24 protein-coding genes are annotated in these 24,028 nt (G+C 61.2%); 12 read left to right on the forward strand and 12 right to left on the reverse strand.

What is annotated here, in order from left to right; translation table 11 throughout:
- Positions 1-148 precede the first annotated feature (148 nt).
- Positions 149-793 (forward strand): ribosome biogenesis GTP-binding protein YihA/YsxC, encoded by a 645-nt coding sequence (gene yihA / locus IHQ43_RS00360; RefSeq protein WP_115986479.1) that lies wholly within the window; start codon positions 149-151, stop codon positions 791-793.
- 284 nt (positions 794-1,077) lie between these two features.
- Here the strand turns inward: yihA and polA are convergent, their stop codons facing one another.
- Positions 1,078-3,882, reverse strand: coding sequence for a DNA polymerase I (gene polA, locus IHQ43_RS00365; RefSeq protein ID WP_192562987.1), 2,805 nt, complete (start codon positions 3,880-3,882; stop codon positions 1,078-1,080).
- Positions 3,883-3,956: 74 nt separating this feature from the next.
- Between polA and IHQ43_RS00370 the strand changes: the two genes are divergently transcribed.
- Positions 3,957-4,253: a DUF2782 domain-containing protein gene (locus IHQ43_RS00370; protein WP_192562988.1), complete on the forward strand. Its 297-nt coding sequence runs from the start codon at positions 3,957-3,959 to the stop codon at positions 4,251-4,253.
- A gap of 61 nt (positions 4,254-4,314) precedes the next feature.
- Positions 4,315-5,268, forward strand: coding sequence for a homoserine kinase (locus IHQ43_RS00375; RefSeq protein WP_192562989.1), 954 nt, complete (start codon positions 4,315-4,317; stop codon positions 5,266-5,268).
- Between the two features lie 41 nt (positions 5,269-5,309).
- On the opposite strand, the gene IHQ43_RS00380 is transcribed toward IHQ43_RS00375, so the two are convergent.
- Positions 5,310-6,230 carry a zinc ABC transporter substrate-binding protein gene (locus tag IHQ43_RS00380; RefSeq protein WP_192562990.1) on the reverse strand — a complete coding sequence of 307 codons (921 nt, stop codon included), beginning with the start codon at positions 6,228-6,230 and terminating at the stop codon, positions 5,310-5,312.
- Between the two features lie 66 nt (positions 6,231-6,296).
- On the opposite strand from IHQ43_RS00380, the gene zur reads away from it, so the two are divergent.
- Genes zur through IHQ43_RS00400 form a run of 4 tightly spaced genes read left to right on the forward strand, consistent with a single transcriptional unit; the run spans position 6,297 to position 9,096 of the window.
- Positions 6,297-6,779: a zinc uptake transcriptional repressor Zur gene (gene zur / locus IHQ43_RS00385; protein WP_011331783.1), complete on the forward strand. Its 483-nt coding sequence runs from the start codon at positions 6,297-6,299 to the stop codon at positions 6,777-6,779.
- Entirely contained in the window at positions 6,779-7,564 is a 786-nt protein-coding gene (gene znuC, locus IHQ43_RS00390; protein WP_085690422.1) for a zinc ABC transporter ATP-binding protein ZnuC, read from the forward strand. The genes zur and znuC overlap by 1 nt, the downstream gene beginning before the upstream one ends.
- Positions 7,557-8,345, forward strand: a complete 789-nt coding sequence (znuB, locus tag IHQ43_RS00395; protein ID WP_007954005.1) for a zinc ABC transporter permease subunit ZnuB — start codon at positions 7,557-7,559, stop codon at positions 8,343-8,345. Before znuC ends, znuB begins: the two co-directional genes overlap by 8 nt.
- A gap of 37 nt (positions 8,346-8,382) precedes the next feature.
- On the forward strand, positions 8,383-9,096 hold the full coding sequence (locus IHQ43_RS00400; RefSeq protein ID WP_192562991.1) for a PA5502 family lipoprotein: 714 nt from the start codon (positions 8,383-8,385) through the stop codon (positions 9,094-9,096).
- Positions 9,097-9,203: 107 nt separating this feature from the next.
- On the opposite strand, the gene katE is transcribed toward IHQ43_RS00400, so the two are convergent.
- Positions 9,204-11,345 carry a catalase HPII gene (gene katE, locus IHQ43_RS00405; RefSeq protein WP_192562992.1) on the reverse strand — a complete coding sequence of 714 codons (2,142 nt, stop codon included), beginning with the start codon at positions 11,343-11,345 and terminating at the stop codon, positions 9,204-9,206.
- 259 nt (positions 11,346-11,604) lie between these two features.
- Between katE and IHQ43_RS00410 the strand changes: the two genes are divergently transcribed.
- The 3 genes from IHQ43_RS00410 (at position 11,605) to IHQ43_RS00420 (ending at position 14,134) form a co-directional block, all read left to right on the forward strand.
- Positions 11,605-12,612, forward strand: coding sequence for a methionine ABC transporter ATP-binding protein (locus IHQ43_RS00410; RefSeq protein WP_007953999.1), 1,008 nt, complete (start codon positions 11,605-11,607; stop codon positions 12,610-12,612).
- Positions 12,612-13,286 (forward strand): methionine ABC transporter permease, encoded by a 675-nt coding sequence (locus IHQ43_RS00415; protein WP_425220288.1) that lies wholly within the window; start codon positions 12,612-12,614, stop codon positions 13,284-13,286. Before IHQ43_RS00410 ends, IHQ43_RS00415 begins: the two co-directional genes overlap by 1 nt.
- A gap of 74 nt (positions 13,287-13,360) precedes the next feature.
- Positions 13,361-14,134 (forward strand): MetQ/NlpA family ABC transporter substrate-binding protein, encoded by a 774-nt coding sequence (locus IHQ43_RS00420; protein WP_007953996.1) that lies wholly within the window; start codon positions 13,361-13,363, stop codon positions 14,132-14,134.
- 175 nt (positions 14,135-14,309) lie between these two features.
- On the opposite strand, the gene IHQ43_RS00425 is transcribed toward IHQ43_RS00420, so the two are convergent.
- From IHQ43_RS00425 to IHQ43_RS00445, 5 genes are read right to left on the reverse strand one after another with little or no spacing between them, the layout of a single operon-like run.
- The gene (locus IHQ43_RS00425; protein ID WP_007953994.1) at positions 14,310-14,945 is read right to left on the reverse strand and encodes an SCO family protein; all 636 of its coding nucleotides are present in this window, start codon (positions 14,943-14,945) and stop codon (positions 14,310-14,312) included.
- Positions 14,942-15,841: a heme o synthase gene (gene cyoE, locus IHQ43_RS00430; protein ID WP_007953992.1), complete on the reverse strand. Its 900-nt coding sequence runs from the start codon at positions 15,839-15,841 to the stop codon at positions 14,942-14,944. The genes IHQ43_RS00425 and cyoE overlap by 4 nt, the downstream gene beginning before the upstream one ends.
- Entirely contained in the window at positions 15,829-16,908 is a 1,080-nt protein-coding gene (locus IHQ43_RS00435) for a COX15/CtaA family protein (RefSeq protein ID WP_192562994.1), read from the reverse strand. Before IHQ43_RS00435 ends, cyoE begins: the two co-directional genes overlap by 13 nt.
- Before the next feature lie 10 nt (positions 16,909-16,918).
- Positions 16,919-17,512 (reverse strand): hypothetical protein, encoded by a 594-nt coding sequence (locus tag IHQ43_RS00440; protein WP_085606407.1) that lies wholly within the window; start codon positions 17,510-17,512, stop codon positions 16,919-16,921.
- Complete coding sequence (locus tag IHQ43_RS00445) at positions 17,478-18,218, reverse strand: SURF1 family protein (protein ID WP_192562995.1); 741 nt, start codon at positions 18,216-18,218, stop codon at positions 17,478-17,480. Before IHQ43_RS00445 ends, IHQ43_RS00440 begins: the two co-directional genes overlap by 35 nt.
- Positions 18,219-18,290: 72 nt before the next feature.
- Here IHQ43_RS00445 and IHQ43_RS00450 point away from each other — a divergent pair, with 72 nt between their 5' ends.
- Positions 18,291-18,494 (forward strand): twin transmembrane helix small protein, encoded by a 204-nt coding sequence (locus IHQ43_RS00450; protein ID WP_065260656.1) that lies wholly within the window; start codon positions 18,291-18,293, stop codon positions 18,492-18,494.
- Between the two features lie 9 nt (positions 18,495-18,503).
- Here the strand turns inward: IHQ43_RS00450 and IHQ43_RS00455 are convergent, their stop codons facing one another.
- From IHQ43_RS00455 to coxB, 4 genes are all read right to left on the reverse strand, one after another.
- Positions 18,504-19,391 (reverse strand): cytochrome c oxidase subunit 3, encoded by an 888-nt coding sequence (locus IHQ43_RS00455; RefSeq protein ID WP_179693127.1) that lies wholly within the window; start codon positions 19,389-19,391, stop codon positions 18,504-18,506.
- Positions 19,392-19,416: 25 nt separating this feature from the next.
- Positions 19,417-19,968, reverse strand: coding sequence for a cytochrome c oxidase assembly protein (locus IHQ43_RS00460; protein WP_074689750.1), 552 nt, complete (start codon positions 19,966-19,968; stop codon positions 19,417-19,419).
- Positions 19,969-20,097: 129 nt separating this feature from the next.
- Positions 20,098-21,684, reverse strand: coding sequence for a cytochrome c oxidase subunit I (gene ctaD, locus IHQ43_RS00465; protein ID WP_192562996.1), 1,587 nt, complete (start codon positions 21,682-21,684; stop codon positions 20,098-20,100).
- Between the two features lie 82 nt (positions 21,685-21,766).
- Complete coding sequence (gene coxB, locus IHQ43_RS00470) at positions 21,767-22,894, reverse strand: cytochrome c oxidase subunit II (RefSeq protein WP_192562997.1); 1,128 nt, start codon at positions 22,892-22,894, stop codon at positions 21,767-21,769.
- Between the two features lie 369 nt (positions 22,895-23,263).
- Here coxB and IHQ43_RS00475 point away from each other — a divergent pair, with 369 nt between their 5' ends.
- Positions 23,264-23,896: a hypothetical protein gene (locus IHQ43_RS00475; RefSeq protein WP_096822440.1), complete on the forward strand. Its 633-nt coding sequence runs from the start codon at positions 23,264-23,266 to the stop codon at positions 23,894-23,896.
- The last annotated feature ends 132 nt before the right edge of the window (positions 23,897-24,028 follow it).

A 24,028-nucleotide genomic window follows, 5' to 3' on the forward strand; every position in this document is an offset into this window, starting at 1 on the left:
GCAATCAAGGTCTGTCGCTCTCGTGAACTTCATCCTTCGCTGGGACAAAGCACACACAAAATCTGCGGCATTATATACTGGCGTCACTGAAACGGAAGCGACACCGCGTTCCGCGCCTAATCCCGGCGCCGCCCACATCGGAAATCCCATGCAACTCAAGAATCCCATCCTCGGCCTGTGCCAACAGTCCACATTCATGCTCAGTGCCGCCAAAGTCGATCAGTGCCCCGACGACGAAGGCTTCGAAGTGGCGTTCGCCGGTCGTTCCAACGCCGGTAAATCCAGCGCGCTGAACACCCTGACTCACGCCAGCCTGGCGCGCACCTCGAAAACCCCGGGTCGCACACAGCTGTTGAACTTCTTCAAGCTAGACGATGAACGGCGTCTGGTCGACCTCCCGGGCTACGGTTATGCAAAAGTACCGATCCCGCTCAAGCAACACTGGCAGCGTCACCTTGAGGCTTACCTCGGTGGTCGCGAGAGTTTGAAGGGTTTGATTCTGATGATGGACATCCGTCATCCAATGACCGACTTCGACCTGCTGATGCTCGACTGGGCCGTTGCGGCCGGCATGCCGATGCACATTCTGCTGACCAAGGCCGACAAGCTGACCTACGGCGCAGCGAAGAACACGCTGCTCAAGGTGCAGTCGGAAATCCGTAAAGGGTGGGGCGATCTGGTAACGATCCAGCTGTTCTCCGCCCCGAAACGCATGGGTCTGGAAGAGGCCTACACTGTGTTGGCGGGCTGGATGGAACTGGCGGACAAAGGTGCTGAATTGCCTGCTGAGTAAATCGCAGGCAAAAAAAGCCCCGGACTTCATATGGGGAGGGAGAAGTTCCGGGGTTTAAGTTCCGAACCGCTAGGGCGGGGTTCAGATATCTGCCAACACTTAACACAACATAGGAGCATCGAAGGGCTTCACCAGCCATTCAGTATCTCTGAGTGCCCTGTCGCAAGATTAGTTCAGATTCTTTTCAAAAAACTTTGGAATAAGCTCAAGAACGATCAGGCCTAAGCCTTTTTCGATGCCTTTGCCGCAACGCTCGGTCGCGGCAAAACCCCGTCCCAGAGGTCTCAGTGAGCCTCGTCCCAATTGTTGCCAACCCCGACTTCCACCAGCAGCGGCACGTCCAGTTTCGCCGCTTCGCTCATGTGTACGCGAATTTCTTCGCGAACCTGATCGACCAGATCCTCGCGAACCTCCAGCACCAGTTCGTCGTGCACCTGCAGGATGACTTTGGCGTCCAGCCCCGAAGTGCTAAGCCAGTTATCCACCGCCACCATGGCTTTCTTGATGATGTCCGCTGCGGTGCCCTGCATCGGCGCGTTGATCGCCGTGCGTTCGGCGGCAGCGCGTTCCTGCGGCTTGTTGGAGTTGATGTCCGGCAGATACAGGCGACGACCGAAGATCGTTTCCACGAAGCCCTGATCCGCTGCCTGGGCGCGGGTGCGATCCATGTACTCGCGAACGCCCGGGTAACGTGCGAAGTAGGTGTCGATGTAGGCTTTGGCGGTCTTGGTGTCGACGCCGATGTCCTTGCCCAGCTTCTGCGCACCCATGCCGTAGATCAGGCCGAAGTTGATCGCCTTGGCGCCACGGCGCTGGTCTGAGCTCACTTCATTCAGCTCGACCTTGAACACTTCGGCTGCGGTGGCGGTGTGCACGTCCAGGTTGTTGCGGAAGGCGTTCATCAGGCCTTCGTCGCGGGACAGGTGGGCCATGATCCGCAGTTCGATCTGTGAGTAGTCCGCCGCCAGCAGTTTGTAGCCTTTCGGCGCGACAAAGGCCTGACGGATGCGTCGGCCTTCGGCAGTGCGCACCGGGATGTTCTGCAGGTTCGGATCGCTGGAGGACAGGCGACCGGTTGAAGCGACGGCCTGATGGTAAGAAGTGTGGATCCGCCCGGTACGCGGGTTGATCTGCTCCGGCAGGCGATCGGTGTAGGTGCTCTTCAGCTTGCTCATGGAACGGTGTTCCATCAGCACTTTGGGCAAGCGGTGATCGTCTTCGGCCAGTTTCGCCAGCACTTCTTCGGCGGTGGATGGCTGGCCCTTGGCGGTCTTCTTCAGCACCGGCAGGCCGAGCTTTTCGTAGAGGATCACGCCCAGTTGTTTCGGCGAACCGAGGTTGAACTCTTCACCGGCGATTTCGAACGCTTCGCGCTCCAGTGCGACCATCTTGTCGCCGAGTTCGATGCTCTGAACGCCGAGCAGTGCCGCGTCAACGAATGCGCCTTGACGCTCGATGCGTGCCAGCACCGGCACCAGCGGGATCTCGATGTCAGTCAGCACGCTGGCCAGGCTCGGGATGGCGCTGAGTTTTTCGAACAGCGTCTGGTGCAGGCGCAGGGTCACGTCGGCATCTTCGGCGGCATACGGCCCGGCCTGTTCCAGAGCGATCTGGTCGAAGGTCAGTTGCTTGGCACCTTTGCCGGCGATGTCCTGGAAGCTCACGGTGGTGTGATCCAGGTACTTCTGCGCCAGGCTGTCCATATCGTGACGGGTGGCGGTGGAGTTTAGTACGTAGGACTCCAGCATCGTGTCGAAGGCAATGCCGCGCACGGTGATGCCTTGGCTCTGATCGCCACCTATGGCGCAGTTGGCCAGGATATTCATGTCGAACTTGGCGTGCTGGCCGACCTTGAGCTTGTTCGGGTCTTCGAGGATCGGCTTGAGCGCGCGCAACACGGTGTCGCGATCCAGTTGCTCCGGCACGCCGATGTAGGAGTGGGTCAGCGGGATATAGGCCGCTTCGTTGGCCTGCACCGCGAACGACAAGCCGACCAGTTGCGCCTGTTGCGCGTCGATGCCGGTGGTTTCGGTGTCGAAGGCAAACAGCTTGGCGTTCTTCAGTTTTTCCAGCCAGACGTCGAACCGTGCCTGATCGAGGATGGTTTCGTACGCGGCTTCAGCCGGAGCGGCAGGCACTTCTTCCGCAGGCGCGCTGAACAGATCGCCGGCCGGCTCAGGCGCAGCAGCGTTGCTCAGTTCCAGACGCTTGGCGTCCCGCTCCAGATCGTTGATCCAGCTCTTGAACTCCAGCAGTGTGTAGAGCTCAAGCAGTTTGGCCGAATCTTCCGGGCCCATCTGCAGGTCGTCGAGGCCGATATCCAGCGGCACGTCAACCTTGATGGTCGCCAGTTGATAGGAGAGGAAGGCCATCTCCTTGTGTTCTTCGAGTTTGGCCGGCAGGGTCTTGGCCCCACGGATCGGCAGGGTCGGCACGATGTCGAGCTGCGCATACAGCTCGGTCAGACCGCCGTTGACGCCCACCAGCAGGCCGGATGCGGTTTTCGGGCCGATGCCCGGAACGCCGGGAATGTTGTCGGAAGAATCGCCCATCAGGGCCAGATAATCGATGATCTGCTCCGGAGCGACGCCGAATTTCTCCTTCACGCCGTCCACGTCCATCGAACTACCGGACATGGTGTTGACCAAGGTAATGTGGCCGTCGACCAGTTGCGCCATGTCCTTGTCGCCGGTGGAGATGATCACCGGGCGGTCGGCGGCCGCGCTGCTGCGGGCCAGGGTGCCGATCACGTCATCGGCCTCGACGCCTTCGACGCACAGCAGCGGGAAGCCGAGGGCGATCACGCTCTGGTGCAGCGGCTCGATCTGCACGCGCATGTCGTCGGGCATGCTTGGGCGGTTGGCTTTGTATTCGGCGTACATCTCATCGCGAAATGTCCCACCCTTGGCGTCGAACACCACGGCGAACGGGCTGTCCGGATACTGCTTGCGCAGGCTCTTGAGCATGTTCAGCACGCCTTTGACCGCACCGGTCGGCAGGCCTTTGGAGGTGGTCAGCGGTGGCAGCGCGTGAAAGGCGCGGTACAGGTAAGACGAACCGTCCACCAGGACGAGGGGGGCTTGGCTCATGAGCAGAATCAACCTTTTCGGCGGGCCCGGCGCTAGAATAGCGGGACCGTTGACGACAAAGGGACAAGGTTATCATGCGTACGTTAAATCGCTTGCTGCTGGTCAGTCTGATTGCTGTCTCACCGCTGGCCGCGATCGCGGCGGATGATGCGCCATCGTCGGAGCCGGAAGTTACCATCAGCACACACACGGAAGGCGACAAGGTCATTCAGGAATACAGCCGGAGTGGATTCGTGTATGCGATCAAGGTCACACCGAAGGGCGGCAAGCCCTATTTTCTGGTGCGCGCCGATGGTTCGGACGTGAACTACATCCGATCCGACCAGCCGGATATGCTGATTCCGTCGTGGGAAATCTTTACCTGGAAGTAAGTTTCCTGACTTTTAATCGGCGCCGTTTGATGGCGGCGCCAGAACTGAGCAGTTTTTAACCATGTCTGTGTTCACCCCCCTGGCTCGGCCTGAGCTGGAAACCTTTCTCGCCCCTTACGGGCTCGGCCGTCTGCTCGATTTCCAGGGGATCGCCGCCGGCAGCGAAAACACCAACTTCTTCATCAGCATGGAACAGGGTGAGTTCGTCCTGACCCTGGTCGAACGCGGCCCGGTGCAGGAAATGCCGTTCTTCATCGATCTGCTCGACGTCCTCCACGAAGCCGACCTGCCGGTGCCTTACGCACTGCGCACCACCGACGGTGTGGCCCTGCGCGAGCTGAAAGGCAAACCGGCGCTACTGCAACCGCGCCTGGCCGGCAAGCACATCAAGCAGGCCAACGCCCAGCATTGCGCGCAGGTCGGTGAGTTGCAGGCGCATCTGCACCTGGCGACCCAGGGCAGCAAGATGATCAAGCGCAAGACCGATCGTGGCCTGGACTGGATGCTGGAGGAGGGCACGCAGTTTCTGTCGCACCTGAGCGACGAGCCGCGCGCGCTGCTGCAAACTGCGCTAAACGAAATCACGCAACAGAAAGAGAAAATTCTCGCGCTGCCACGGGCGAACATCCACGCTGACCTGTTCCGCGACAATGCGATGTTCGAAGGCACGCACCTGACCGGGCTGATCGACTTCTACAACGCCTGCTCCGGGCCGATGCTCTATGACGTGGCGATTGCCCTGAACGATTGGTGTTCGGACGATGACGGCCTGATCGACGGCCCGCGTGCGCGTGCGTTCCTGGGTGCCTACGCGGCACTGCGTCCATTCACGGCGGCCGAGGCTGAACTGTGGCCGACCATGCTGCGAGTGGCTTGCGTGCGGTTTTGGCTATCGCGCCTGATTGCGGCGGAATCGTTCGCCGGGCAGGACGTGCTGATTCACGATCCGCAAGAGTTCGAGCAGCGGCTGACGCAGCGTCAGCAGGTCAGCACACCGCTACCTTTTGCCCTGTAAAAGAAAAAACCGCAGCCTGTGCAGGCTGCGGTTTTTTTGTATCAGAGCGACTCGAGACAACCCGCCAGATCATTCCCCAGCTTCTCCAGCACTTGCTCATAACCCTGAGCCGTCGCTGGCGTGTACCCGCCCAACGCATCCAGCTCTGCCAGTTTCACCGGCAGGCCCGCCACCAGGGTTTCCGCCAGACGTGGGCGCAACGGCGGTTCACTGAATACGCAAGTCTTGCCGACTTCCTGCAAGCGCGCGCGCATTGCCGCCACGTGCTGGGCGCCCGGCTGCACTTCCGCCGCGACGCTGAACACGCCGGTGTGTTTCAAGCCGTAGGCCTCTTCGAAATAGTCGAAGGCTTCATGGAAGACGAAGTAGGGTTTGCTTTCAACACCGGCCAGACGTTTCTTCAAACGCTGATCCAGTGCGTCCAGACGCTCATCGAACGCCTTGGCGTTGCTCTGATAGCGCTCGGCATTGGCCGGGTCGGCGGAGCTCAGGTCAGCGGCCATCTTGTCGGCAATAACCCGCGCGTTCACCGGCGATAGCCACAGATGCGCATCGAGGCTGCCCGGGCGATGGTCGTGATCGTGTTCGTCGGCCTCTTCGGCATGGGAATGACTGTCCGCAGCGAAGCGGCGCAGCTTCATGCCCGGCAGGTCCTGTACCGCAACGCTCGGCAGCGTACGACCATTCAGCACACGAGGCAGGAAACCTTCCATGTCCGGGCCGATCCAGTACAGCAGGTCCACCGATTGCACCTTGCGCACGTCGGACGGACGCAGCGCGTAGTTATGCGGTGAAGCGCCCGGTGGCAGCAGCACTTCCGGAATCGCCACGCCGTCCTGCACCGCAGCGGCAATCAATTGCAGGGGCTTGATGCTGGTGAGGACTCTGACCTCGGCCTGAGCCGGACCGATCAGCAGAAAACCGGTGATGAATACGACAAAAACAGAAAAAAGTCGGGACACGATGACCACTCAATGAGGCGAGAACGGGTAACATAATAACGTCTCTAACCAAACTCGTCGCCGCTCATGCCTATTACACCGATTGCCAGCCGTCCCCACGACCACTCGCACTGCGTTCACAGCGCGCTGTCCGAGGCCGATGCCCTGTGTGCACAGAAAGGCTTGCGCCTGACCGCGCTGCGCCGGCGCGTGCTGGAACTGGTCTGGCAGAGCCACAAGCCGCTGGGTGCCTACGACATTCTGGCGGTGCTCAGCGAGCAGGACGGCCGCCGCGCCGCGCCGCCGACCGTGTACCGGGCGCTGGATTTCCTGCTGGAAAACGGCCTGGTGCACCGCATCTCCTCGCTGAACGCCTTCGTCGGCTGCGTTCACCCGAAACATTCGCACCAGGGTCAGTTCCTGATTTGCCGCGAATGCCACGCCGCCATCGAACTTGAGCAAAAAACCATCAGCGACGCCATCGTCCACAGCGCCAAGGATGTCGGCTTCATCGTCGAAGCCCAGACTGTCGAAGTAGTCGGTCTCTGCTCCGGTTGCCGGGGGGCTTGATGAGTGACGCGCTGATCCGTCTGGAGCAGGTGGCGGTCCGGTTTGCCGGGCAGAACGTGCTGGACAACATTCACCTGAGCGTCGAGCCGGGGCAGATCGTCACCCTGATCGGCCCCAACGGCGCCGGCAAGACCACGCTGGTGCGCGCCGTGCTTGGGTTGCTGAAACCCGACAGCGGCAGCGTCTGGCGCAAGCCGAAACTGCGCGTCGGCTACATGCCGCAAAAACTGCACGTCGACCCGACCTTGCCGCTGTCGGTGCTGCGCTTTCTGCGGCTGGTGCCGGGCGTCGATCGCCCACGTGCGCTGGCGGCACTCAAGGAAGTCGGCGCCGAGCACGTTATCGACAGCCCGGTGCAAAGCGTTTCCGGCGGTGAAATGCAGCGCGTGCTGCTGGCCCGTGCCTTGCTGCGCGAGCCGGAACTGCTGGTGCTCGACGAGCCGGTGCAGGGCGTCGATGTGGCCGGGCAAGCCGAGCTGTACAGCCTGATCACCCGTCTGCGCGACCGTCACGGCTGTGGCGTATTGATGGTTTCCCACGATCTGCATCTGGTGATGAGCACCACCGATCAGGTGGTGTGCCTCAACCGTCATGTCTGCTGCTCCGGGCATCCCGAGCAGGTCAGCGGCGATCCGGCTTTCGTCGAGCTGTTCGGCAATAACGCGCCAAGCCTGGCGATCTATCACCACCATCATGACCACGCCCACGACCTGCACGGTTCGGTGGTCAAGGGGCCGCTGTCGGCTCAACCTCACGTTCACGGAGATAGCTGCAAGCATGGCTGATTTTCTGTTCTACGCCCTGCTTGCAGGTCTGGCGCTGGCGGTGGTCGCGGGGCCGCTCGGCTCGTTCGTGGTCTGGCGGCGCATGGCCTATTTCGGCGATACCCTGTCCCACGCCGCGCTGCTCGGCGTGGCGCTGGGCTTTCTGCTGGATGTCAGCCCGACCGTCGCGGTCACCGTCGGCTGCCTGCTGCTGGCGGTGTTGCTGGTGACTTTGCAACAGCGTCAGCCGCTGGCGTCCGACACGCTATTGGGCATTCTTGCGCCGAGCACGCTCTCTCTCGGGCTGGTGGTACTAAGCTTCATGCATGAAGTGCGGATCGACCTGATGGCCTACCTGTTCGGCGACCTGCTGGCGATCAGCCCGACCGATCTGGCGTGGATCCTCGGCGGCAGCGCGGCTGTGCTGGTGTTGCTGGTGACCTTGTGGCGCCCGCTGCTGGCGATTACCGTGCACGAAGAACTGGCCAAAGTCGAAGGCCTGCCGGTGGCCGGTTTGCGCATGGCGCTGATGCTGTTGATCGCGGTGGTGATCGCAGTGGCGATGAAAATCGTCGGTGTGTTGCTGATTACTTCGCTATTGATCATCCCGGCGGCTGCGGCACAGCGTCACGCCCGTTCGCCGGAGCAGATGGCACTGGGCGCAAGCGTGCTGGGCATGCTCGCCGTGTGTGGCGGGCTGGCGCTGTCCTGGTTCAAGGACACCCCGGCCGGCCCGTCAATCGTTGTGACGGCGGCCGCACTGTTTCTGCTGAGTTTTGTTCTGCCCCGTCGAGGGGTGTAGACTTGCTCGTTTTTTGCGCAAATAGAGAGTCGCAGGAATGAAGCCGTTCGCCTCCCGTTATCTGCTCCTTGTGGCCTTTTCAGTGCTGCTGGGCGCCTGCCAAAGCACGCCACCGGTGGCCGAAGTCCCCGATGCGCGGGCTACGGCCATCGCACAGCTGGAGCAAAGCCTGGCCAGCAGCGAACTGGCCACTGCCGAAGACCAATTGGCAGCCTTGCAGGCCGAGACACCCAACGATCAATCCCTCGAGCAATACCAGCGTCAGTTGGCCGAAGCCTATCTGCGTCGCAGCCAGATCGTCCTGCAGAAGGGCGATGTAAATGCGGCCGCGACCGCGCTGGCACGTGCCCGCGTGCTGATGCCCAAGGCCCCGGCACTGACCGGTGGCGTCAATGGCGCCATCACTGAAGCGCGCAAGGCCGAGCTGGAGAAAGCTGAAGCAGCACTTCAGGCCGCTGAAGCCAAGCCGAAAGCCAAGGTGATCGATCCGACCGCCGAAAACACCACGGTTGCGCTGAACATCACCGATAGCCGCAAACTTCGCCGCCAACTGGATGCGATCGCCGCCGATGTGGTGAATTACGACTGTGCGGTGAGCATTCAGGCTCCGCGCACCAATGATTACCCGTGGCTGGCAACACTGATCACCAAACGCGTGAAGAAGCTCGATCCGGATTTCGATCTGAAGATCGAGAAACAGATTCTGCGCACGGTGCCGGCGCAGATGGTTCTGAGCCCGCGTAAACCTTAAAGGCTTCGTCGGAACGCCGCCCGGAGCAAGCTCGCTCCCACAGGTACAGCGTGAACCCTGTGGGAGCGAGCTTGCTCGCGAAAGCGTCCTTTCAGCCAGCGAAGACCTTAAGCGGGAATGGCCTTGGCCTTAGGCTCCCGATCCCAGACCCGGTGCTGCCCGATCGCCGCAAAGAACGGCTGGGTCAACGCCTTCACATCCTTGCCCTCGATCAGCCCCGCATCCGCCTCCAGCTTCAGCACATCCAGCAACTGCTTGGCCTCGCCGTGCAGTGCGATTGCCTTCAAATGCTTGTACGCCTCCAGCAGGTAATGCAACGCCACACCGTCACCGCTCAACGCCTTGACCGACGCTGCGCCACCCGGCACGAATACCGCGTCGAACGCCACCGAAGGTAAACCTTCCATCGACGCATCCACCGCCAGGCTCTTGCCATCGGCGGTTTTCACCGGCGCCGAGGTCGGGCCGAGCAGTTTGGCGTGCGCACCTTCAGCCGCCAAAGCGGCCTTCATCGCATCAATCGCCGCACCATCGACGCCGTTGGCCGCAAGGATCGCGACTTTTCGCGTCTTGATGTTCTCCGGCAGCAGGTTGGCCTGACTCAGCGATGGCGAGTGATCCAGTGATGTCTTTGGCACATCGACCGTGCCTTTGGCCGGTGCCGGCAAGCCAAGGTTCTGCGCCACGCGCTTGGCCAGTTCCAGATCGATGTTGGCCAGGATCTCGTTCACTTCCCGTGCCCGAATATGCTCGCGCTCAACCTTGCCCAGTTCGAAGCTGTAGGCCGAGATGATGTGTTCCTGCTCGTGCTTGCTCATGCTTTTGAAGAACAGCCGCGCCTGGGAGAAGTGGTCGCTGAACGACTCGCTACGCTGGCGGATCTTGTTGGCGTCGATGCGTTCCGGATAACTCTCGAACCCGCCGTCCTGGGCGGCCGGTGGGGTTTCTTTCGGCCAGCCGCCATCAATCGAGTTCGGCTCATAAGAAGCGCGGCCTTTGTCGATCACCGTGCGGTGCTGGGCATCGCGCTGGCCGTTGTGGAACGGTGCGACCGGTCGGTTGATCGGAAGCTCATGAAAGTTCGGCCCGCCGAGTCGGCTGATCTGCGTGTCGGTGTAGGAAAACAGTCGACCTTGCAGCAGCGGGTCATTGGAGAAGTCGATCCCCGGCACGATATGGCCGGGGCAGAACGCGACCTGCTCGGTCTCGGCGAAGAAGTTGTCCGGGTTGCGGTTGAGGGTCATCTTGCCCAGCGGCGTGATCGGGACGATTTCCTCGGGAATCAGTTTGGTCGGGTCGAGGATGTCGAAATCGAAGTCGTGCTCGTTTTCCTCCTCGATGATTTGTACGCCGAGTTCCCATTCCGGGTAGTCCCCGGTCTCGATGGCCTCCCAGAGATCGCGCCGATGGTAGTCAGTGTCTTTACCGGCGAGCTTCTGCGCCTCGTCCCACACCAGCGAACAGGTGCCGGCGGTAGGGCGCCAGTGGAATTTGACGAAGCGTGATTTACCCTCGGCGTTGATCAGGCGGAAGGTGTGCACGCCAAAGCCCTGCATGCTGCGCAGGCTTTTCGGGATGGCCCGGTCGGACATGGCCCAGATGACCATGTGCGCCGATTCCGGCACCAGCGACACAAAGTCCCAGAAGGTGTCGTGGGCCGAGCCGCCGGTAGGGATTTCGTTGTGCGGTTCTGGTTTTACGGCGTGGACGAAGTCAGGAAACTTGATTGCGTCCTGTATGAAAAATACCGGCATGTTGTTGCCGACCAGATCGAAGTTGCCTTCGTCGGTGAAGAACTTCACGGCAAAACCACGTACGTCACGCACCGTATCGCCGGAGCCACGCGGCCCTTGCACCGTGGAAAAACGCACGAACACCGGAGTTTTCTTCCCCGGATCCTGCAGGAAACCGGCCTTGGTCAGCGTCGAATGGTTCTCGTAACTCTGAAAGAAACCATGGGCGCCGGTGCCGCGGGCGTGGACGATGCGCTCCGGAATCCGCTCATGGTCAAAGTGCGTGATCTTTTCACGCATGATGAAGTCTTCCAGCAGCGACGGCCCGCGAGCACCGGCCTTGAGGGTGTTCTGGTTGTCCGCGACCTTCACACCCTGATTGGTGCGCAAGGCCTGGCCGGTGGCGTCGGAGCGAAATTTTTCCAGGCTGTCGAGTTTGGCGTTGGTGTTGGCGCGATCCGGGGTATCGGTGCCGGCCAGTTCACTTTTGGAAGGGACAGTTTTTTTGCTGCTCATCAGACGTAAACTCCTCGTTTGACCCCGGTGTTGCCGAGGCTCTTGAGTGGTTTCCGGGCACGGTACCCGGAGTTTCAAGTCGCTTACTTAGTGACTGACGAGGATTTTGGCCGTTCCTTTTTTATGACCTTTGATCGCGTTATTGCCAAATGAAAGGTTGAATGCGGAATAAATGCTAATAACCTCTATACGGACAGGCTAAAATGCGCGCCCGGCTAACCGCTGATCCTTTTCCAACGCGCCCCACAAGGTTCGCTACGTGATCGAGTTTCAAAACGTCCATAAGACTTACCGCGTCGCCGGTAAGGACATCACCGCGCTGCACCCGACCAGCTTCTCCATCGAGAACGGTCAGGTGTTCGGCCTGATTGGCCATTCCGGTGCGGGAAAAAGTACCCTGCTGCGTCTGATCAATCGCCTGGAGCAATCCAGTGGCGGCAAGATCATCGTCGACGGCGAAGAAGTCACCGCGCTGGACGCCAACGGCCTGCGCCGTTTCCGTCAGCAGGTCGGGATGATCTTCCAGCACTTCAACCTGCTGGCATCCAAGACCGTGGCCGACAACGTCGCGCTGCCGCTGACCCTGGCCGGTGAACTGTCCCGTGCCGAGATCGACCAGCGTGTGGCCGAGTTGCTGGCGCGGGTCGGCCTGTCCGATCACGCCAAAAAGTACCCGGCACAGCTGTCCGGCGGTCAGAAGCAGCGCGTCGGCATCGCCCGCGCTCTGGCGACCAAGCCGAAAATCCTGCTGTGCGACGAAGCCACCAGCGCCCTCGACCCGCAGACCACAGCGTCGGTCCTGCAACTGCTGGCCGAGATCAACCGCGAGTTGAAACTGACCATCGTCCTGATCACTCACGAGATGGATGTCATCCGCCGCGTGTGCGATCAGGTCGGTGTGATGGATGCCGGTGTGATTGTCGAGCAAGGTTCGGTGGCCGATGTGTTCCTGCATCCGAAGCACCCGACCACCAAGCGCTTTGTTCAGGAAAGCGAGCAGATCGACGAAAGCGAGCAGCGCGATGACTTCGCTCACGTGCCGGGCCGCATCGTGCGTCTGACCTTCCAGGGCGAAGCGACCTACGCGCCGTTGCTCGGTACCGTCGCCCGGGAAACCGGTGTGGACTACAGCATCCTGGCCGGTCGTATCGACCGCATCAAAGACATTCCTTACGGGCAATTGACCCTCGCCGTCACCGGTGGCGACATGGAAGCGGCCTTCGCCCGCTTCACCGCCGCTGACGTTCACATGGAGGTGTTGCGCTAATGGAAGACCTGATGAATTTCTTCACCAATATCGACTGGTACGAAATCTGGCTCGCCACCGGCGACACCATGATGATGCTCGGCGGTTCGCTGCTGTTCACCGTGCTGCTCGGCCTGCCGCTGGGCGTGCTGCTGTTCCTGTGCAGCCCGCGTCAGTTGCTCGAAGCCAAAGGCGTATACGCGCTGCTGTCGCTGGTGGTGAACATCCTGCGTTCGCTGCCGTTCATCATTCTGTTGATCGTGATGATCCCGTTCACCGTGCTGATCACCGGCACCTCGCTGGGCGTGGCCGGTGCGATTCCGCCGCTGGTAGTGGGTGCGACGCCGTTCTTCGCGCGGCTGGTGGAAACCGCCCTGCGTGAAGTCGATCGCGGCATCATCGAAGCAACCCAGTCGATGGGCGCGACTACCCGCCAGATCATCATGAACGCGTTGCTGCCGGAGGCCCGTCCGGGCATCTTCGCAGCGATTACGGTGACGGCGATTACACTGGTTTCCTACACGGCGATGGCCGGTGTGGTCGGTGCCGGTGGCCTGGGTGACCTGGCGATCCGTTTCGGCTATCAGCGGTTCCAGACCGACGTGATGATCGTGACCGTGGTGTTGCTGCTGATTCTGGTGCAAGTGCTGCAAATGGTTGGCGACCGACTGGTCGTGCACTTCTCGCGCAAATAACCGGTTTTGTAATGACATGAGCCGGCCATTCGCTGGCAGGCGCCAGACGGGCGCCGTAAAAAGGAGTTAGCTGAATGAAAAAACTGATCGTTGCCCTGGCTGCCGTTGCAGCGTTCTCGGCCCACGCCGACGAAACCCTGACCGTTGCTGCCACCCCGGTGCCGCACGCGGAAATCCTCGAGTTCGTGAAGCCGGTACTGGCCAAAGAAGGCGTGGATCTGAAGGTCAAGGTCTTCACCGACTACGTTCAGCCGAACGTACAAGTGGCCGAGAAGCGTCTGGACGCCAACTTCTTCCAGCACCAGCCGTACCTCGATGAGTTCAACAAGGCCAAGGGCACCAGCCTGGTGTCCGTGACCGGCGTGCACCTGGAACCGCTGGGCGCCTACTCCAGCAAGTTCAAGAAAATCGAAGAGCTGCCAAGCGGCGCCAACGTGGTGATCCCGAACGACGCCACCAACGGCGGCCGTGCGCTGTTGCTGCTGGCCAAGGCTGGTGTGATCACCCTGAAGGATCCGACCAACATCCTGTCGACCGTCAAGGACATCGCCCAGAACCCGAAAGACCTGAAGATCCGTGAACTGGAAGCCGCGACCATCCCGCGCGTGTTGACCCAAGTGGACCTGGCGCTGATCAACACCAACTACGCGCTGGAAGCCAAGCTCGATCCGTCCAAGGACGCGCTGGTCATCGAAGGCAGCGACTCGCCTTACGTGAACATCCTGGTGTCCCGTGCGGACAACAAGGACAGCGACGCCATGAAGAAACTGGCCGCTGCGCTGCACAGCCCGGAAGTGAAGAAATTCATTACCGAGAAGTACAAAGGCGCGGTGTTGCCGGCGTTCTGACTCACATAGTTGCAACGAAAAAGGGGACGCCAGTGGCGTCCCCTTTTTTGTGCCCGAAACACCGTCCCTTGTGGGAGCGAGCTTGCTCGCGAAAGCGGTGTGTCAGTCAATACAGCTGTTGAATGTGCTGGTCTCTTCGCGAGCAAGCTCGCTCCCACATTGAACTGTGGTGATCTTATTTGCGGTTCAACATCACCGGCAACTGAGCCACCAGCTTGGCGTTGTTCAGCGGCGCCCGGATAAACCCGCGCTGTGTCCCGTCCGGCCCGATCACCGCCAGGTTACCGCTGTGATCCACCGTGTAATTCGGCTTGCTGGTGTCCGCCGGAATGAACGGAATGCTCACCGCGTTCGCCACCTTCTGCAGCTCGTCGATCGACTTCGGCGTCAGGCCGATGAACTGTGGATCGAAGTAACCCAGGTACTGCTTCAACTGTGCAGGGTTGTCGCGGTTCGGGTCGACGCTGACCAGCACGATCTGCAATTTATCCACAGCATCCTTCGGCAGTTCGCTCTTGATCTGGCGCAGCTGGGCGAGGGTGGTCGGGCAGATGTCCGGGCAGAAGGTGTAGCCGAAGAACAGCAGGCTCCACTTGCCCTTGAGCTCGTTGACCGTGACCGGTTGGCCGTCCTGATTGGTCATCGTCACGTCCGGCAGGTTGCGGCTCTGCGGCAGCAGGATGATGCCGGCGTCGATCAGTGCGGTCGGGTCGCCCTGGCCCTTGCCGCTCAGCACTTTGTTGACGGTCAGGCCGAGGATCAGCGCGATCACGGCGACGAGGATGAAGACGGTTTTCTGGGTTCGAGTCATAGGTTCAACAGTAAGTAGTGGTCTACGAGCAGGGCGATGAACAGCAGAAACAAGTACCAGATAGAGTACTTGAAGGTGTTGATCGCCGCGTGCGGCCGAGTGCCACGGTACAGCACCACGGCCCATTGCAGAAACCTTGCGCCCAGCCCGAGCGCGCAGATCAGGTACAGCAGACCGCTCATGTGGATCACATACGGCAGCAGGCTGACCGCCAGCAGGGCGAAGGTGTACAGCAAAATGTGCACCTTGGTGTAGTGCTCGCCGTGGGTGACCGGCAGCATCGGAATGTCGGCCTTGGCGTATTCCTCCTTGCGGTGAATGGCCAGCGCCCAGAAATGCGGCGGGGTCCAGGCGAAGATGATCAGCACCAGCAGCAACGGTTCAGCGCTGACGTGGCCGGTGGCGGCGGTCCAGCCGAGCAACGGCGGGGCAGCGCCGGCAAGGCCGCCGATGACGATGTTCTGCGGCGTCGCGCGTTTGAGGAAACCGGTGTAGATCACCGCGTAGCCGAGCAGCGAGGCCAGGGTCAGCCAGGCGGTCAACGGATTGGTGAAAGTCAGCAACAAGGCCTGGCCAAGCAGCGCCAGCACCAGCGCAAAGGTCAGTGCTCCTGTGGGCGAAACACGGCCCTCGGCCAGCGGCCGTTTATGGGTGCGGGCCATGACCGCATCGATGCGCCGGTCCACCACATGATTGACCGCCGCCGCGCCACCGGCACACAAGGCGATCCCCAGATTGCCGAACACCAGCACCGTCCACGGCACCCCGGCGCGGGTCGCGAGGAACATGCCCACCAGCGAGGTGATCAGCATCAGCACCACGACTTTCGGTTTGGTCAGCTCCAGGTAATCACGCCACAGCGCCTGCGCCGGACGTTCGCCGATCAGAATCGCCATGGCGTCTCTCCTTTAATAGTGATGGGCGCCGCCGAGTGTTTGCGCGGGCTCAGGCGCCAGCGCGCGATCATCGGTTGCTTGACCCGGACCAGGCTGGTGCGCGCGTGATAGTTGACCAGCACCATCGTCAGCAGCAGCGCTGCGCCGCCAGCGTTATGCGCCACGGCCACCGGCAGCGGCAGATGGAACAGCACGTTGCTGATGCCGAGGGTGATCTGCGCGGCGAGGGCGATCAGCACCAGTCCGGCCAGTCGGGTCATGCCCACCACTTTCAGTTGCCAGGCCAAGCCGAGCAGGACGAGCGTGACCAGCAGTGCGCCGATGCGATGAGTCAGGTGAATCGCTGTGCGTGCATCGCTGTCGAGTTGCCCGCCGAGGTAATTCGGGCCGATGTGTTGGGTCAGGTGAAAGCCGTTGGCGAAGTCCGCCGGCGGTAGCCATTGACCGTGGCAGGTCGGGAAGTCGATGCAGGCCACGGCCGCATAGTTGGAACTGACCCAGCCGCCGAGAGCAATCTGGCCGATCACCAGCAACAGGCCGGCAGTGGCCCAATATTGCAGACGCTTGGGCACGGTCAGTGCCGGCAACACGCCGGACAGTCGCAACGTCAGCAGAAACAGCAGACTCAAGGTCGCGAAGCCACCGAGCAAATGCCCGGTCACCACTTGCGGCCAGAGCTTGAGCGTCACCGTCCACATGCCGAACGCCGCCTGGGCAAACACCACCGCCAGCAGAAACAGTGGCAGTTTCAGCGGTTGCCCGGGATGACGACGATTGACCCACGCCCGCCCGGCCAGTATCGAGATCAGCATCCCGAGGGTGCCGGCGAAGTAGCGGTGGATCATCTCGTTCCAGCCTTTATGCGCTTCCACCGGCGAGTCGGGGTAATGCAGTTCGGCATGGGCCAGTTGGGCTTCGCTTTTCGGCACGCTGATGAACCCGTAGCAGCCCGGCCAGTCGGGACAGCCGAGGCCGGCGTGGGTCAGGCGGGTGTAGGCGCCGAGCAGCACCACGATCAGCGCCAGCAGGGTGGCAAACAGCGCGAGGCGAAATCCAGGTTTGGCCATGACGATGCCCTTATCCGATGTTCGACAGTTTCAGCAGGTGGCGCAGGTCGTTGAGCAGATCCTTGCCCTTGACGCTCGGGTCGTAGCGCAGCACGAGGTTGCCGTGGGGATCGATGATCCAGAGTTGCGGCGTGGCCTTGTCGCCGGTGGCCTTGCTGAAGGTGGCTGCGTCCAGCGGGTAGCGTTGCAGTTGCGGATATTCGCGGGTCAGCTTGGCTTCGTAGTCGGCGGCCAGTGGTTGCGCAGCGGCCAGGGCGTGGCTGGCGCGCCCGGCTTCGCGGCCCAGACCGATCTGGATCTGCCGCGCCAGGTACACCAGTTGCTGGCAGTCCACCGCGCAATCCTTCGGCGCGGTCACCAGCATCTGCCAGCGCGTTTCGTCAGCCTGAATGCCGAGGTCGGCGCGGGTCTGGCCGTTGCCGATCAGTTCGCCGTGATAGCTGCGACCTTCCGGCACCCAGAACTGCAACTTGTACATGCCGGTGGCGAGGATCATCGGACCGACCACGCCGAGCACGATCAACAGCAGCTGGATGCGTCCGCGACGGCGACTGGCCGGGGCTTTTGCTTCAGACATGCTGGGTGGATTCATGGCCGCTCCCATGGTGTTTCTCCTTTGCGTTGTGCCAGCCGAGATAGAGGTAGAGACCGAACAGGGCGGTGGCCATGGCGAACCACTGCACGGCGTAACCGAGGTGTTTTTCCGGGCCCATGGCAACTACCGGCCAGTCGGCCTGATAGCTGGCGGGACCGGGTTCAGCACGTAATTCGTAGGCGAAGCCGTCGCGTTGGAGGGTTTTCCACAGCTTCGCGGGGTCGATGGCGGTGACGGTTTGCGGCCAGGTGCTGCTGACCGGATCGGCATGCAACTGGAAGGTCGCGCCGGGGGCGATGTACACCCAGGCATCCACGCTCACGGCGTCGGCCGGTGTGTTGAATTGCGGTGCCGTGCGCCGGTCCGGCCACGGCAGCCAGCCGCGATTGACCAGCAGCCACTGGCCGCTGCGTTGATCCTGAAACGGTTGCAGCAATTCGACGCCGACCTTGCCGTTGCGCTGACGGTTGTCCAGCAGCAGGCTGTGGGCGGCATCGAACTGGCCGTGCAGATGCACCCGGCGAAACGCCGGATCGGCGCTGTGCAGCAACTCGGTGCTGGCCATTGGTTCGGCGGCGCGGCGCTCGGCGTAGCTGGCGAGCAGGGCGGTTTTCTCCGCGCCCCGGCCCAGTTGCCAGAAGCCCAGCGAGATCAGCAACGGAAGCATCAGGCCGACCACCAGTGTCGGCACCACACCCGGCCGGAAGCGCTTCATGGCCGCGCCAGAAAATCAGTGTGCGCGATCGCTATACTCAACTGCATCGCTTGTTCCCCCGGAGTTCTTCCCATGCTCAAAGCAGCCATCGTCCTGATGCTGATTGCCACGGTGATCAGCCTGTTCAGCGGCCTGTTTTTCCTGGTCAAGGACGACAGCAGCTCGAATCGCCTGGTGATCGCCTTGAGTGTTCGGGTGGCATTGGCCGCTTGCACCGTCGGCTTGATTGCCTGGGGTTTCTACAGCGGCCAACTGGTGTCGCACGCGCCTTGGTAGCTCTGTTCCTCAGAGCACATAAACGAAGATGAACAAACCGATCCACACCACATCGACGAAGTGCCAATACCAGCTCGCCGCTTCAAAACCGAACTGATGTTCGTTGTCGAAGTGGCCCTTCATGATGCGCATCAGCATCACGAACAGAATGATCGTGCCGATGGTGACGTGGGCGCCGTGGAAACCGGTGAGCATGAAGAACGTCGCGCCGTAGATGCCCGAGCCGAGGGTCAGCCCCAGTTCGTGGTAGGCGTGGATGTATTCTTCGGCCTGGAAGCCGAGGAACGCGCAGCCCAGCAGCACGGTGATCGCCAGCCACAGTTTCAGCGCACCACGATGGCCTTTCTTCAGGGCGTGGTGGGCGATGGTGATGGTCACGCTGGAGCTCACCAGCAGGATGGTGTTGATCAGCGGCAGGCCCCAGGGGCTGATGACTTCCTTGGGCGGCGGGAACAGTTTTGGATCCGGCGTGTGCAGCAGCGGCCAGGTGAACTGGAAGTTCGGCCAGAGCATGTGGGCGATGCCTTTGGTGCCTTCGCCGCCCAGTGCCGGGCCGGAGATGTGCCGCACATAGAACAGCGCGCCGAAGAAGGCGATGAAGAACATCACCTCGGAGAAAATGAACCAGCTCATGCCCCAGCGGAACGAGCGGTCCAGTTGCGGGCTGTACAACCCCGCGCGGCTTTCCTTGATCACCGCGCCGAACCAGCCGAACAGCATGTACGCCAGCAACAGGCCGCCGACGAAAAAGATCAGCGGGCCGTGGGATTCCGGGCGCGCAGCCTTCAGATCGTTGAACCAGGTCGCCAGACCGTACACGGTGACGAACATCCCCACCGTGGCGACGATCGGCCACTTGCTCTGGGCCGGGACGTAATAGTGCTCATGAGTTGCCATTTATTGTTCTCCTTATCGGGCACGCTTAACCGCCAGTGTTTGCAGCCACCGGAGGATGTCGGGCGGTGATATCGAACAGCGTGTAGGACAGCGTCAGGTGCTTCACGTCCTTGGGCATGTCGCGGTCAACGATGAAACGCACCGGCATTTCGATCTGCTGACCGGGCTGCAGCACCTGCTGGGTAAAGCAAAAGCATTCGGTCTTGTGGAAATACGCCGCCGCATTGCTCGGCGCGATGCTCGGTACGGCTTGAGCGCTCATCGGTTTGTCGGTGGGGTTGCGCGCGATGAAGATCATCTCGTTCACCGCGCCGGGGTTGGCCGTCAGTTCGTCATGCTTGGGGTAAAAATCCCACGGCATGTCGGCGGTGTTGGTCGACAGGAACTGCACCCGCACCTGCCGCGAGGCATCGACGGTCTGCTCGCCTTCGTATTGCCCGGCAGTCTTGCCGTTGATGCCGAAGGCCTTGCACATCACGTCGTAGATCGGCACCAGGGCAAAGCCGAAGACGAACATCGCCACCACCACACCGAGCAGTCGGGTCACCAGTTTCTTCAGCGAAATCGAGTCAGCCATGATCTTTGCCCTCGGCCGAGAACCCTGTGGGAGCTGGCTTGCCAGCGATGCAGCCGACGCGGTGTTTCAGGCAGGCCGCCATCGCGGGCAAGCCCGCTCCCACAGGCGTTTCCACAAGGCAGAAAATGTTCATTTCACTTCCGGCGGCGTGGTGAAGGTGTGATACGGCGCCGGTGACGGCACGCTCCATTCCAGACCTTCGGCGCCATCCCACGGTTTGGCCGGAGCCGGCGCGCCGCCACGGATGGTCTTGATCACGATGAACAGGAAGAAGATCTGCGTGGCGCCGAACATGAACGCGCCGATCGACGAGACCATGTTGAAGTCGGCGAACTGCAGGTTGTAGTCCGGAATCCGCCGGGGCATGCCCGCGAGACCCACGAAGTGCATCGGGAAGAACGTCAGGTTCATGCCGACGAAGGACAGCCAGAAGTGCAGCTTGCCCAGGGTTTCGTCGTACATGTGGCCGGTCCATTTCGGCAGCCAGTAATAGGCCGACGCGAAGATCCCGAAGATCGCCCCCGGCACCAGCACGTAGTGGAAATGCGCGACCACGAAGTAGGTGTCCTGGTACTGGAAGTCCGCCGGGGCGATGGCCAGCATCAGCCCGGAGAAGCCGCCGATGGAGAACAGGATCACGAACGCCACGGCAAACAGCATCGGTGTCTCGAAGGTCATCGAGCCCTGCCACATGGTGCTGGCCCAGTTGAACACCTTCACCCCGGTCGGCACCGCAATCAGCATTGTCGCGTACATGAAGAACAACTCGCCCACCAGCGGAATGCCCACCACGAACATGTGGTGCGCCCAGACGATGAACGACAGGAACGCGATGCTCGCCGTGGCGTAGACCATCGAGGTGTAGCCGAACAGCGGCTTGCGCGAGAAGGTCGGGATGATCTGGCTGACGGCGCCGAAGGCCGGCAGGATCATGATGTACACCTCGGGGTGGCCGAAGAACCAGAAAACATGCTGGAACAGCACCGGGTCACCGCCGCCGGCGGCGCTGAAGAAGCTGGTGCCGAAGTGGATGTCCATCAGCATCATCGTCACGCACCCGGCCAGTACCGGCATCACCGCGATCAGCAGGAACGCGGTGATCAGCCAGGTCCAGACGAACAGCGGCATTTTCATCAGGGTCATGCCGGGGGCCCGCAGGTTGAGGATGGTGGCGATCACGTTGATCGCGCCCATGATCGAACTGATCCCCATCAGGTGAATGGCGAAGATGAAGAACGTCACGCTTTCCGGTGCATAGGTGGTGGATAGCGGCGCGTAGAACGTCCAGCCGAAGTTCGGCCCGCCACCGGGGGTGAACAGGGTCGAGACCAGCAGCAGGAACGCCGCCGGCAGAAGCCAGAAGCTGAAGTTGTTCATCCGCGGCAGGGCCATGTCCGGCGCGCCGACCATCAACGGGATCATCCAGTTGGCGAGGCCGACGAACGCCGGCATCACCGCACCGAACACCATCACCAGACCGTGCATGGTGGTCATCTGGTTGAAGAACGCCGGCTCCACGATCTGCAGGCCGGGCTGGAACAGCTCGGCGCGGATCACCATGGCGAACGAGCCGCCGAGCAGGAACATGCAGAACGCAAACCACAGGTACAGCGTGCCGATGTCCTTGTGGTTGGTGGTCAGCACCCAGCGCATCAGGCCTTTGGCGGGGCCGTGGGCGTGGTCGGCATGACCGTGGTCATCGATGACAGCGCTCATGGCCGGTCTCCTTCAAGTGAGTGGACTGGGCAGGTCGGGGCGCAGGGCCCCGACCGGTTCACGAAGTACGCAATAGACCGGCTCATTTGCTTTCCGCCTGTTTCAGCTCCAGCACTTCTTTTGGCGTGACCATGTCGCCCTTGTTGTTGCCCCAGGCGTTACGTTCGTAGGTCACGACCGCTGCGATATCGACTTCCGACAGCTGCTTGCCGAACGCCGCCATGGCGGTGCCCGGTTTGCCGTGGAACACCAGGCTCAGGTGCGCCTCTTTCGGACCGGTGGCGATTTTCGAGCCCTTGAGGGCCGGGAACATCGGCGGCAGGCCCTGGCCTTCGGCCTGGTGACAGGCGACGCAGGTGGTGTGGTAGATCTTGTCGCCACGTTCCTTGAGCTCGTCGAGGGTCCATTCCTTGCTGGTCAGCTCTTTGAGCTGCATCGCTTCGGCCTTGCGCTCGGCGAGCCATTTGTCGTAATCGGCCTTCTCCTTGACGTCGACCACGATCGGCATGAAGCCGTGATCCTTGCCGCACAGCTCGGCGCACTGGCCTCGGTAAATGCCGGGCTTGTCGATGCGGGTCCAGGCTTCGTTGACGAATCCCGGAATCGCATCGCGCTTGACCGCGAAGGCCGGCACCCACCAGGAGTGGATCACGTCGGCGGAGGTCACGAGGAAGCGCACCTTGGCCCCGGTCGGCAGCACCAGCGGCTTGTCGACCTCGAGCAGGTAATGCTCGCCCTTGGCCTCCTTGTTGTGGATCTGTTCGGCGGGGGTGGCCAGGTTGCTGAAGAACTCGACGTCCTGGCCCAGGTATTTGTAGTGCCACTTCCACTGATAGCCGGTGATCTGGATATCGATATCCGGCTCACTGGTGTCGTACATCTTGATCAGGGTCGCGGTCGCCGGAACGGCCATCGCCACCAGGATCAGCAGCGGGACGACGGTCCAGAGAATTTCGACGGTGGTGCTTTCGTGGAATTTTGCGGCGACCTGCCCGGTAGAACGGCGGTGCACCATCATCGACCAGAACATGGCGCCGAAGACGATGATCCCGATCACCACACAGATCCAGAAAATGGTCATGTGCAGGTCGAATACTGCGTGACTGATTTCAGTCGCTCCAGGCGCCATATTCACAGTCCAGGCCGCGTTGGCCTGGCTGAAAATCGACCACAACAGGAGGCCCATCCAGACGTGTGGATGTCGCATCATTGCGGGTTCCCCTTATCGTTCTTGTTATCCCGCCGGCTTTCGCCTGCGGCAAGGGATCGGCTGCATCAGACTACGAACTTGAATCGCCGGGCCTTGCTGCGGGTGCAGTCGGGCGTCATCAGCTAACTCCATTCAATGGCGAGTATAGACAGCGGCTGAAAAATGCAATGTGCGGACGTAAATCGAATGAAACAGCTGGCACTTGCGTTCCAGGGCACGAATGGAGAAGGATGCAGACGAGTGGTGGCAAACCGATATAACGCCGGTGCATCAAGGATGAAATAATTATGACAAATGCGTCTTAGCATTTTTCGTAAGCCAGCTAAGTTATGTCTTCCCTATTTCATTGCCTTGTTTCCTGGAGTTTTCATGAACACCGCCGCATTGCGCGAGCAGATCCACATAGCCCGACAACACGAGATTGAAACCGGAAAGCTGACCCGTCAGCTGGAAGCCCAACTGCAACACCTGCACCCGGCCATCCAGTTGCCGGAAACCGACGCCAACGGCGTGCTGACGCGTTTTGTCGCCGCCTACATCGACGAAGTGCCAGACCTGCTGGATGCAGCCAATGAAGTCGCCAGGGAAGCGGGAATCGAGTCGCAGATCAAACCGGTGCTGAAAATCGCCGAGCAGTACTTCCTCCAGCCGCCCGTGGGTCTGGACAGTCTGCTGGACGAGGCCTATCTGGCGCACCGCTTTGTCGAAGAGGTCAACGACCTGTACATCAAGCATTTCGGCCAGCCACTGATCCCCTTGGACATGACGGTCGCCAATCTGATTGCTCACCAGTTGCTCGGTGAGGAATTTGCCAATCAACTCGACGAAGTAGTGCATCACGCGGTGGACAGCATGCTCGACGACGACAGCTTTGCGCTGGAGTCGGTGGAAGCCTACCGCGAGAAACTCAGCAGCCCGGACACCGGTGCGGCGTGGAAACGCTGGCCGTGCATGAGCCGCCGTCTGGGCGTGGGTCTGGAACTGGATCAGCCTGCCGCGTAACGCGGAAACATCAATACCTGTGGGAGCTGGCTTGCCAGCGATTGCGGTGGATCAGTCTGCATTGTCGGTGACTGACACATCGCCATCGCCGGCAAGCCAGCTCCCACAGGGTTTATTTAGAGCGTGGGTTAT

It is taken from the genome of Pseudomonas gozinkensis, assembly GCF_014863585.1.
Classification (GTDB): Bacteria; Pseudomonadota; Gammaproteobacteria; order Pseudomonadales; family Pseudomonadaceae; genus Aquipseudomonas; species Aquipseudomonas gozinkensis.

Coding starts and splice junctions, on each gene's coding strand:
- katE (WP_192562992.1), bottom strand. CDS start 11,345: ATGAGCAGCAAAAAAACTGTCCCTTCCAAAAGTGAACTGGCCGGCACC.
- IHQ43_RS00475 (WP_096822440.1), top strand. CDS start 23,264: ATGAACACCGCCGCATTGCGCGAGCAGATCCACATAGCCCGACAACAC.
- IHQ43_RS00435 (WP_192562994.1), bottom strand. CDS start 16,908: ATGGCCAAACCTGGATTTCGCCTCGCGCTGTTTGCCACCCTGCTGGCG.
- IHQ43_RS00460 (WP_074689750.1), bottom strand. CDS start 19,968: ATGGCTGACTCGATTTCGCTGAAGAAACTGGTGACCCGACTGCTCGGT.
- IHQ43_RS00425 (WP_007953994.1), bottom strand. CDS start 14,945: ATGACTCGAACCCAGAAAACCGTCTTCATCCTCGTCGCCGTGATCGCG.
- IHQ43_RS00440 (WP_085606407.1), bottom strand. CDS start 17,512: ATGGGAGCGGCCATGAATCCACCCAGCATGTCTGAAGCAAAAGCCCCG.
- polA (WP_192562987.1), bottom strand. CDS start 3,882: ATGAGCCAAGCCCCCCTCGTCCTGGTGGACGGTTCGTCTTACCTGTAC.
- coxB (WP_192562997.1), bottom strand. CDS start 22,894: ATGATGCGACATCCACACGTCTGGATGGGCCTCCTGTTGTGGTCGATT.
- znuC (WP_085690422.1), top strand. CDS start 6,779: ATGAGTGACGCGCTGATCCGTCTGGAGCAGGTGGCGGTCCGGTTTGCC.
- IHQ43_RS00455 (WP_179693127.1), bottom strand. CDS start 19,391: ATGGCAACTCATGAGCACTATTACGTCCCGGCCCAGAGCAAGTGGCCG.
- IHQ43_RS00400 (WP_192562991.1), top strand. CDS start 8,383: ATGAAGCCGTTCGCCTCCCGTTATCTGCTCCTTGTGGCCTTTTCAGTG.
- IHQ43_RS00370 (WP_192562988.1), top strand. CDS start 3,957: ATGCGTACGTTAAATCGCTTGCTGCTGGTCAGTCTGATTGCTGTCTCA.
- IHQ43_RS00445 (WP_192562995.1), bottom strand. CDS start 18,218: ATGAAGCGCTTCCGGCCGGGTGTGGTGCCGACACTGGTGGTCGGCCTG.
- cyoE (WP_007953992.1), bottom strand. CDS start 15,841: ATGGCGATTCTGATCGGCGAACGTCCGGCGCAGGCGCTGTGGCGTGAT.
- IHQ43_RS00375 (WP_192562989.1), top strand. CDS start 4,315: ATGTCTGTGTTCACCCCCCTGGCTCGGCCTGAGCTGGAAACCTTTCTC.
- IHQ43_RS00415 (WP_425220288.1), top strand. CDS start 12,612: ATGGAAGACCTGATGAATTTCTTCACCAATATCGACTGGTACGAAATC.
- yihA (WP_115986479.1), top strand. CDS start 149: ATGCAACTCAAGAATCCCATCCTCGGCCTGTGCCAACAGTCCACATTC.
- ctaD (WP_192562996.1), bottom strand. CDS start 21,684: ATGAGCGCTGTCATCGATGACCACGGTCATGCCGACCACGCCCACGGC.
- znuB (WP_007954005.1), top strand. CDS start 7,557: ATGGCTGATTTTCTGTTCTACGCCCTGCTTGCAGGTCTGGCGCTGGCG.
- IHQ43_RS00420 (WP_007953996.1), top strand. CDS start 13,361: ATGAAAAAACTGATCGTTGCCCTGGCTGCCGTTGCAGCGTTCTCGGCC.
- IHQ43_RS00450 (WP_065260656.1), top strand. CDS start 18,291: ATGCTCAAAGCAGCCATCGTCCTGATGCTGATTGCCACGGTGATCAGC.
- zur (WP_011331783.1), top strand. CDS start 6,297: ATGCCTATTACACCGATTGCCAGCCGTCCCCACGACCACTCGCACTGC.